General features: G+C 58.0%; 10 protein-coding genes. 4 read left to right on the top strand and 6 right to left on the bottom strand.

Annotated features, from left to right (window positions below):
* Positions 1–407, top strand: a 407-nt coding sequence (locus BGIM_RS53840; protein WP_020476629.1) for a transposase, incomplete at its 5' end; no start/stop codon positions are given.
* A gap of 392 nt (positions 408–799) precedes the next feature.
* Here the strand turns inward: BGIM_RS53840 and BGIM_RS0134055 are convergent.
* From BGIM_RS0134055 to recN, 4 genes are all read right to left on the bottom strand, one after another.
* A complete protein-coding gene (locus tag BGIM_RS0134055; protein WP_020474138.1) occupies positions 800–1474 on the bottom strand; it encodes an O-methyltransferase in 675 nt (224 codons plus the stop codon).
* Positions 1475–1514: 40 nt separating this feature from the next.
* The gene (locus BGIM_RS0134050; RefSeq protein ID WP_020474137.1) at positions 1515–1955 is read right to left on the bottom strand and encodes a hypothetical protein; all 441 of its coding nucleotides are present in this window, start codon (positions 1953–1955) and stop codon (positions 1515–1517) included.
* Between the two features lie 170 nt (positions 1956–2125).
* Positions 2126–2629, bottom strand: coding sequence for an endonuclease V (locus BGIM_RS0134045; protein ID WP_020474136.1), 504 nt, complete (start codon positions 2627–2629; stop codon positions 2126–2128).
* Between the two features lie 92 nt (positions 2630–2721).
* A complete protein-coding gene (gene recN, locus BGIM_RS0134040) occupies positions 2722–4422 on the bottom strand; it encodes a DNA repair protein RecN (protein WP_020474135.1) in 1701 nt (566 codons plus the stop codon).
* Positions 4423–4521: 99 nt separating this feature from the next.
* On the opposite strand from recN, the gene BGIM_RS0134035 reads away from it, so the two are divergent.
* Positions 4522–5646, top strand: a complete 1125-nt coding sequence (locus BGIM_RS0134035) for an aldose epimerase family protein (protein WP_020474134.1) — start codon at positions 4522–4524, stop codon at positions 5644–5646.
* Positions 5647–5728: 82 nt separating this feature from the next.
* On the opposite strand, the gene BGIM_RS0134030 is transcribed toward BGIM_RS0134035, so the two are convergent.
* On the bottom strand, positions 5729–6751 hold the full coding sequence (locus BGIM_RS0134030) for a hypothetical protein (protein WP_020474133.1): 1023 nt from the start codon (positions 6749–6751) through the stop codon (positions 5729–5731).
* Between the two features lie 243 nt (positions 6752–6994).
* Here BGIM_RS0134030 and BGIM_RS0134025 point away from each other — a divergent pair, with 243 nt between their 5' ends.
* A complete protein-coding gene (locus tag BGIM_RS0134025) occupies positions 6995–7876 on the top strand; it encodes a hypothetical protein (protein ID WP_020474132.1) in 882 nt (293 codons plus the stop codon).
* A gap of 118 nt (positions 7877–7994) precedes the next feature.
* Positions 7995–8276, top strand: coding sequence for a 50S ribosomal protein L27 (gene rpmA / locus BGIM_RS53835; RefSeq protein WP_020474131.1), 282 nt, complete (start codon positions 7995–7997; stop codon positions 8274–8276).
* 120 nt (positions 8277–8396) lie between these two features.
* On the opposite strand, the gene BGIM_RS0134015 is transcribed toward rpmA, so the two are convergent.
* Positions 8397–9599, bottom strand: a complete 1203-nt coding sequence (locus tag BGIM_RS0134015; protein WP_020474130.1) for a 2,3-bisphosphoglycerate-independent phosphoglycerate mutase — start codon at positions 9597–9599, stop codon at positions 8397–8399.
* Positions 9600–9635: the final 36 nt, after the last annotated feature.

The following is a 9635-nucleotide window of genomic DNA, read 5'->3' as shown; positions in this document are numbered from 1 at the left end:
TGATGTCCAACCGCACGGATTTCCGGACGGCCGAACTGGTCGAACTTTATGATTTGCGCTGGCAGATCGAACTGTTCTTCAAGGAGTTGAAAAGCACATTGGGCTTCGCCCAATGCCGCCTGCGCCGGTTCGAGGCGACGGAGGGATGGCTGGAGCTGGTCCTGGTGACGTTCCTGTGGCTGGAGTGGCATCGGGCGAGGCAACTGGCCAAGTCCGGCCTGACGACGAAGCAGAAAGAGCGCTGGCGACACCAGCGAACCCACGGCCTCTGCCTGGCGGTCCGCCGCCACAGCGAACAGGCCGACTTGGAATACCTGGCCCGCGCCATGCAAACACCCGGCGGAATCCGGCGTTTGCGACGAAAACTCCGGCAGGCCATCCCGGCCGAGTTTCGCACCGCCGGATAAAAAGCGCAACTTCAAAACTCGCAACCAGGGCCGTAGCAGTCAGAGCAGGTCGTGTCTTCATTGCGGGTGACTCTCAGGCGAATAGTTCAAATCAAAGACAGACGCGAAGTTCGTATTTACCGGGAACCCAGTGCCGAGCAAGGGCCGAATATGGTGAAAATGGTGGAAAAGATAGCCAGTTTCAGCCGTTCCAGCCACGAAAACGATGTGCCAAAATTTCTTGTCTGCAAGGACTTTAGCTGCCGTTCCAGTTTGGTATTTCGTGCGGGTCAATGTACTGCATGGAAGTTCCTCGCGTAATGACACTTCATCATACTCGCAGACCCGATGGATTTGGAGTTGATCTGAAGAGAGGGGAGACAATGAGAGATTCCCCCCGGAATACGACCTGACTAACCGTTGTTATTGACCAATGCGATGGCGAAGCCATCATAGCCTTTGCCGCCCACGGTCTGGATCGCCGTGGCGGTGACCCGTGGTTCGGCGGCCATGATCTCCATGAGTCGGCGAACACCCTGGACGCTGGCGTCTTCATTGGCGCTATCAATGACCGCTCCTTTGCGAACAACATTATCGACGATGATGATGGTTCCGGAACGGGATAACTTGAGCGCCCACTTGAAGTAGTCCGGGTTGCTTGGCTTGTCAGCATCGATGAAGAACATGTCGTAGGGGCCGCTCCCTTCGGCCGCCAGTTGGGGAAGCGTGTCCAAGGCTTTGCCAAGCCGGATATCCACGATGGCCGCCAGACCGGCGAATTCGATGTTTTGGCGGGCGACTTCCGCATGTTTTGCATCCACTTCCAACGTGATCAATCGGCCATCGGCGGGGAGCGCCCGAGCGAGCCATATTGTGCTGTAGCCGCCCAAGGTGCCGATTTCGAGAATGGTTCGGGCGCCCCGGATTTTGGCGAGCAGTTGCAGCAATTTCCCCTGATTCGGAGTGACATTGATCGCCGGCAAACCGGCATCGTCGCTGGCTTTGAGCGCCGCCTCAAGGACCGGGTCGGCCGGCAACAGCAAGTCGGCGAAGTATTGGTCAACTTGCGTCCAAAGTTCCTGACTCATGAATTGATTCTCCGTTGGTGAATTCCCGCCTCCGAGCCAGTCAGGCTTTCGCCGGGTTCAGTTTTCGCCATTGGCGTCGGAAGGCGGCGAGGACTTCCACTCCGATCAATTCGGTGATGTCGTCATTTCGGGAAGCATCGGCCTCCTCCCGGATGATGCGCAGGCCGTCGTGGGCCAATTTTCGGAGTTTTTCTTCTGTTTCCGTCTCTCCCTTGGTGGCCGGAAGAGCGACAAGGGGTTCCGGATTTTCATCTCCCTCCAAATACATCCGGCGATTCTCGGGCGTCGCCGGGTGAATCTGATGCCGGACTGTCCGGCCGCGACCGTCCTTGATGTTGAATTGATACCCGGCCACGACCACCGTTGTCGTTTTCACGGTCTGCACGGTGGCGATGGCATAGTTGAAACCACCGACCCCGGCGGCCCCGTCCGGCGAGGCGAGAATCACTTCATCCCCGGCCCGGACTCGCTTGAACAACATAACCAACTCCTGATGATGACCGCCCTGCGGGGAACCAACCTTCAACCCATTATCCATGAGAGGCACTGGATTGGGAGGTCGGTGTCCGCATTCGTCAAAAGATGCTTGGGTTGGCCAAGAGCAATGAGCGTTGATTTTCACAAACCTGAGGCTGCTTGCGGCAATGAAATTCAAGACGCAGCGACCATGCCCCGGCACAATTGATCAACCCGTTTGAGCAGATTGGGCACGCGATATGGGCCATTCATGCCCGCCACGCATTCAGCGGCTTGGTTCGCATCCATTCCGACGGCTGTCACATAAAGCGGGGACCGGCTTTCTCCCCGGCAGACGGGCACAGCCAGCGTGGCACTGTGGAATCGCGTTTTGGCAACGCCGACCACCACCGCCCGGCGGCCCCATGCCTCGTAAAGATGAGCCCCCAAGCCCGGATGATCTTCCCCCCCGAGCCAGACATAGCCATCCACAATGATGATGTCCGGTGAAATGCCCTCCAACGCCCGGAGCAGGCATGGCAATTCCCGCCGGTAAAACTGGCCGGGTTCGTAAGCGGCCACTCCCTCGATGGCGACGACGGTTTCCGTCAGCGGCTTCTCGGCCTTCCAACCCCGAAAGACGACACACGCGGCCAGCACCCGGTCGTCCGTGTATTGCACGTCCAGACAGGCGATCAACGGCTCAGCAACTTCGGGCGGAGTATCGTTCGTGTGGAGTCCTCGAAAAATGGTTGATTGAAAGCCAAAGACCCGTCAACCGTTCCGATGGTTCACTTCGCTTTTTTGCGGGCGGTCTTGAGCATCTCGGCCGCTTCCTGGCGGGTGGTGTCGCTCTTGGCGTCGCCGCGCATCATGCTGGCGAGTTCTTCCAGCCGGTCGTCGTCGCTTTCCAAACGGGCAATCACCGTCGATGTGCGTTTGGCCTTTGTGCTTTTGCGAATCGTCCATTGATGGGCGGCGAAACACGCCACTTGGGGCAGGTGAGTGACGCAGATCACTTGGTGCGTCTGGCCCAGCAACGCCAGTTTTTCGCCAACGATGTCCCCGAGCCGACCGCCGACATTGGCGTCGATTTCGTCAAAGACGAGGGTGCCGACGGGGTCGTGTTCGGCCAGCACCGTCTTGAGAGCGAGCATCGTGCGGGACATTTCCCCGCCGGAGGCGACCTTGCGAAGCGGCCGAAACGGCTCGCCGGGATTGGCGGCCAGCAGGAACTCCAACTGGTCGGCTCCCCCCACGGGAACCTCGCCCGCAAACGCATCCCCGAGGTTGATCGGCTCGAAGCCGCAATCCAGCCGGGCCGAGGCCATCCCGAGATTGATGAGGTGCTTTTGCGTTTCCCCCACCAACTTTTTACCGATCTTTTGGCGTCCTTTGCTCAGCGTCTCGGCCGCCGATTTCATGGCCGCATGAGCTTTTTGCAAATCTCCGTCGATACCGCCGAGGTCGGTTTCTTCCTTGGAGAGTTTCACCTCGCGGGCATCAAGCTCATCCCGATAGGCAATCAGATCGTCGATGGATTTGCGGTACTTGGCCTCCAGCCGTTTAAGGGCTTGAATGCGCTTCTCCACATCCGCCAGCCGGCCGGGGTCGGCCTCGAAACGCTCGCTCAAATCCCGGCAGGACTCGGCAATGTCCCGCACTTCGGGGACGAGGGCATCCAGTCGCTTCGCCACTTCGGCGAGATCAGGGTCGATTGGCGCCCATGTATGGGCTTCCTTCAACAACCGGCCAAGTTGCTCGACCACCGAGCCGTCCTCGTCGTACAAACGCCCGGCGGCCCCGATGGTGAATTCCTGCAAGGATTGGGCGTGAATCAGCCGTTCACGTTCGATCTCCAGTTCGGCTTGCTCGCCCGGTTGGAGTTGAGCGGTTTCCAGTTCTTCCTTCTCGAACCGGATCAGCGACAGTTCTTTTTGCCGGGACTCTTGCTTGCCGGAAAGCTCGGCCCGACGACGCCGAAGTTCCCGGACGACAACGGCCTTGGAATCATAATCCTTGCGCAACAATTCGAGTTTACCGAAGGCATCCAACAATTGTACTTGATAGGTGGGTTCCAACAGGGAATGACTTTCCCGCTGTCCGTGGACATCGACCAAGACTTCGCCGAGCTTTTTCAACAGAGTGACCGACACCGGGTCGTCGTTCACATAACACTTGCTGCCGCCTTCTCGCTGAAGACGCCGGGAGACAATCACTTCCCCCTCGGGCAGTTTCATCTCCAGCACGGTCTCGACGGCCTTTTTCAGATCCGGGCGGTTCAACTCAAAGACCCCGGTGACGCGGAGGTCATCGACCCCGGTGCGGATCAATTCGGAAGAACCGCGTTCCCCGAGGAGCAGTCCGAGGGCACCCAGCAACAACGACTTGCCCGCCCCGGTTTCGCCGGTCCAGGCGCAAAAGCCGTCGCGCAGTTCCACGCGAACATCTTCAATCAGGGCCAAATTGTGGACGGATAGTTCCCGCAGCATGCCCACATGTTAGTCCCCGACGTTTCCGGGGGGAAGGTTGGCAGGCCTCGTATAACATTCCACGCGGCATTTTCTCACTCTCCGAGAGGTTCGACCCCCATGAAAAGTTTGTTTGGACTGTGTGTTTTCGCCAGTGTGATGGCGGGCGGCGCGTTCGCCGCCGAGAAGGCCGGGACCACGAAAAAGGAATACGGCAAACTCGCCGACGGCAAAGTGGTGGATGAATATACCCTCGTGAACGCCAACGGCGTCACCATGAAAGTGATCTCCTACGGCGGGATCATCACCGAACTGCACGTTCCGGACAAAGACGGCAAACTCGCCGATATTGTTCTCGGATGTTCCAATCTGGCCGAATACGTGGAAGGTCATCCCTATTTTGGAGCGTTGATCGGCCGGGTGGGCAATCGCATCGCCAAGGGCAAGTTCACCCTCGACGGCAAGGAATACACGCTGGCCACCAACAACGGCCCGAACCACCTTCACGGCGGCAAAGTTGGGTTCGACAAGGTTGTTTGGAAAGTGACTCCGAAAGAAGTGCCGCACGGGCAAGCCTTGGTGTTGAGCTATTCCAGCCCGGACGGCGAAGAAGGCTACCCCGGCAAGTTGGATGTGGAAGTGACCTACACGCTGACCGACAAAAACGAAGTGACATTCGATTACTCGGCCAAAACCGACAAAACAACGCCGGTGAACCTGACGCAGCACAGCTATTTCAATCTGGCCGGGCACAAGAGCGGCACGATCTTGGAACACAATTTGATGCTCGCGGCCGACAACTACACGCCGACCGACGACACGCTGATCCCGACCGGCAAGATTGACCCAGTGAAGGGAACGCCGTTCGACTTCACCACATCCACGCAGATTGGAAAGCACATCAAGGAAATCAAAGCCGACCCGGTCGGTTATGACTTGAACTATGTGATCAATCCGCAACGAAGCAAGAATTGGCTGGCGGCCGTCGTGACCGAACCAAAGAGCGGCCGCACGATGACGGTGACGACCACCGAACCCGGCATCCAGTTTTACTCGGGGAACTTCCTCGACGGCAAACAGAAGGGCAAGGAAGGCACGCTTTACAAACAGTACGGCGGTTTCTGCCTCGAAACCCAACACTACCCAGACTCGGCCAACCAAAAGACCTTCCCCGCCACGATTCTCAAACCGGGCGACACCTACCATCAACTGACGACATACGCCTTCGGTGTGGCGGCCAAGTGAGTTGATTGACACGATGTTCAGCAAGAAGGCTCCATCATTCCGACAATGCCTGTCGGAATGATGGAGCCTTCTTGCGTTACGACTATCTCTTCACCGGAACCTGATCCAACACCTGTATCGTGTATTTTCCATCACGGATCAGGATTTTGAACTTGGTCGAGAAGATTTGGTCTTCCTTCCGGCCCCGGTAGTTTCGTTCCTTGGCCGCCAGTTCTTCTTCCACATCTTTCGGGAAGAAAGCCACAAAGTGCGGCGGGTCGAAATTCAGCCCAAGGGTTCTCGCCACTTTCGAGGCCGAGTCGGCCGAGTCATCGACGAAATACAACCCCTTGATTTGGTCAACATTGATCGGCTCTCCGACCGGTCGTGGCTGATCGATGTTCTTGTAGGCCAGCGTTTTCTGAAAATCGGGCGGTTGGGGAATGACAAGCGTGGCCTTCATCGCCGCCAGTTGTTTGACATAATCCTGGCCGCTTTCGGTCTTGTAGGTCAGTTCCCAACGCACGGCCCGATTTATGGAAGAGGTGGGATCACCGTTGATTTTGTTGCCACCGGCGCCGACCTCGGGATTTTCGGTTGCAGCCCGGCCCGATTCCGGCCCGGCGCCTTTGCTACCGCCTTTCCCTTGCATTAGTGCTTTGCGAAGGTCTTCATTCAATTGGGCAAATTTTTTGAACGATGGCAGGTCTTCGATCTTCGGCGAGTCTTTATCTTGGGGAATGTTGGGGACAAAGTCCTTGATCTCGGCCCGCACATTGTCGAGGGTTTTATCCGGGATGACACGCGTCGGGTCCATCGGGCGTTCATGATTAATGTCCTCTATCGGCGCCCCGCCTCCAGACCCTGGGGCCCCATCTTCCTTACCGTCACCTTCGCTCGAAACCATCATTTCCCGCATCGGCACCGGTTCCGTGCCGGGGAGGGTCATCTTCGAGAGCATGTAGAGGGCGCCCAAGAAGATCATCAACCCCGCGACGTGCAGAGCGATGGAGCCGATGCTGGAGAGCGGGAATTCGTAATGGGGGGAATACTTCTCCCAAAACTGCTCATCCGGCGGGGCCAATGGAGTGGGGACGGGAGAGGGTGTTTTTGTTGGCGTCACCATGTCGGGATGCCTTTCGCGGAAAATGCGTGATTTGACTACTCCCCGTAGGATAACCTACGTTCATCTCTCTTCCCAGAGGGAATCCCGCGAAAAGCCTCGCCGGATGGATGGATTGGGCAAGCCGGTGATGTTTCGCCGACTTGGGAACACGTCAAATCCGCTTGATTCATCCATCGTGGATGGGTATGGTCAAGGGGAGATATTCAAATCAGAAGCTGATTGTCGTTCGGGGGAACCGTCATCATGGGGACCATCCGCCTTTTGGCGCTGGCAACGTTGTTGAGCTTGGGATTCGCCTCGGCGAGCCAAGCCCAGCGCACCGGGTTCAATGAACGCGAGATCGAGCCGCAACTCACCGCGAACGACAAGGAAGACGTCTGGAACCTGCATTTCCGCTTCCAAGACCCACGGATTATCGTTGAGAAAGTGCCGGGTCGCGGCACCAAGATCATTTGGTACATGATCTATCGCGTTTACAATCTCGACCCTCGGGACGAGCCGCACGTTCTCGTCCCGGATATCGACCTCGTCACGCTGGACCGGCACACCCGGCACACGGACGAAGTCCTCCCGTCCGTCGAGGAAGCCATCCGAAAGCGGGAAGACCCGACCGGTCGATTTGGCATCAAGAATTCGGTGACCATCAGCGAAACGGCCATCCCGGTTTCCAAAAAGGATCAGTTCCCCCGTTCGGTGACCGGCGTGGCCATCTGGACGGACGTGGATCCCATCGGCAAGGACAAGAACGCCAAGGCAAAGACGAACAAGTTCAGCATCTTCATCGCCGGTTTGTCTAATGGCTTCACGGAAGAACGCCCCATCGACATGCCCGGCACGAAAATCATCAAACGAAAGACGCTGCAACTCGATTTCGAACGATTGGGCGACGGCGAACTCACCGAACCCTCGGGCATCCGCTGGACGGGCGGTTCCTCGTGGATTTACCGGGCTTCGACGGAACCGCTTCAGGGTGTGACCGCTGCTCCTCCCGCCGAGCCGAAAAAAGAAGAATTGAAAAAGGAACAAGCCCAGTTGAATGGCGGCCTGCCGGGGAACAACTTGAGCCTGCCGATCTCCGAACCGATCCCCGCCCTGCCGGTTCGCCGCGAGAAGCCGATCAAGTAACGCGGAAATTTTGGTGAACAAACCGCCACCGGGGGCTGACGCCTCCGGTTCTCGTTTCTATCATTCCAGTTCGTAAAAAGAACATCACTCAGCGAATTGTTTTTTCAGAGAGCGTGTCATGGCACACAAGAAGGGTCAGGGGTCGAGCCGCAACGGTCGCGATTCAAACGCCCAACGACGGGGCATCAAAGCCTACGCGGGCGAATTCGTGACGGCCGGCAGTATCATCATTCGTCAGTGCGGCACGAAGTTCCATGCCGGCCTGAACGTCAAACGGGCCAAGGACGACACCCTGTTCGCCCTGACCGACGGTTATGTCCGTTTCGGAACCGGCCGTCAGGTCCACATCGGTTCGGAAAAGCCGTTGCCGCAACCGCCGAAGGTTGCCGCGACGGTTTGATTGAACAGTAAGCGAACGAAAAAGAGGGAGGGTTGATTCATCATATGATGAATCAACCCTCCCTCTTTTTGTTTAAACCAATCATTCCGGCCTGACAGATCGGGCCGGAATGATTTTCAATTACGCCCCGTATTTGCCCAATCGACCGGCATGGGCCATTGCCATCAGCATCAGGTGCTTGGCTTCAAACTGGCCCAATCCTCCCTGCAAACAGGTGGATTCGCCAAACTTCATCACGCTGTCCGTCCGTGCGGTGGCGGCCCGGATGAGCGTCGGGACGGGGTGCCAAGAGTGGCTCTTCATCTTGCTCGGCGTGCTGTGGTCCCCAGTGACGATGAAGACATCCGGATTGAGTTCCAGCATGGAGGGGATGATCCCGTCGAGACGCTCGATCATCTCGACCTTCTTGGGGAAGTTCCCGTCTTCCCCGGTGCTGTCCGTATACTTGTAGTGCAGGAAGAAGAAGTCATATTGGCCCCAAACCCGCTTGAGCGTGGCGACCTGGCTTTCGAGCGAATCGCCCGCATCCAAGACATCCATGCCGACGAGTTTGGCGAGGCCCTTGTACATCGGGTAGACGGCGATGGCCGCCGACTTGAGGCCGTAAACCTCTTGCATCGTGCCGATTTTCGGAAACTTGGCGAAGCCCCGAAGGGTGGCCCCATTCGTCGGGCCATCATCCTTCAGGATTTCATTCACCTGCCTGATGAACTCGTTCACAGCGGCGGCGGTTTTCTCCGAAGGTTCATCGCCCCCCTTCGCGGCCAAGGGAGCCACGCCGATGGCTTGCGGGTCCGTGTCGTTGACCCGGTCGCCGAGGCCATCGGCCCGGAAGACGGCCACGAAGCGGTGTTCCTTCACGGGTTCGACGAAGACTTCGACTCCCGGAATCTTCACGGCCCGCATTTTCTTGACCATTTCGACGCAGCGTTCCGTCGTCGGCCGGCCGGCCCGGCGATCTTTGATGAGGCCGTTTTCCAAGGTCACGAAATTGCCGCGGACAGCCACATCCCTTGGCGTCACATGGAAGTTGATTCCGAGGGCTTCCAGAATCCCCCGGCCGATGCGGTATTCGAGGGGATCGTATCCGAACAACCCAAGGTGGCCGGGACCGCTGCCGGGGGTGATGCCCGGCAACACCGGAATGCTGAGACCGCACACGCCGTCGCGGGCGCAGGCGTCCAGATTCGGCGTGCGGGCCGTTTCCAGTTCGGTGGTCCCGCCCGGTTCGAGGGGGAGGCCGCCCAAGCCGTCGGCCACCAAGAGAACAATCTTGCTCGGGTTTGATTCGCGGAGTTCCGCGATGAGTTCGTGGATGTTCATTCGGGGAGTGTACGGACATCCCCGGATGACGTAAAG

Source organism: Zavarzinella formosa DSM 19928 (genome assembly GCF_000255705.1).
Classification (GTDB): Bacteria; Planctomycetota; Planctomycetia; order Gemmatales; family Gemmataceae; genus Zavarzinella; species Zavarzinella formosa.
The sequence above is the reverse complement of the archived record's forward strand: the minus strand, read 5'-3'. Positions and strand labels throughout refer to the sequence as shown.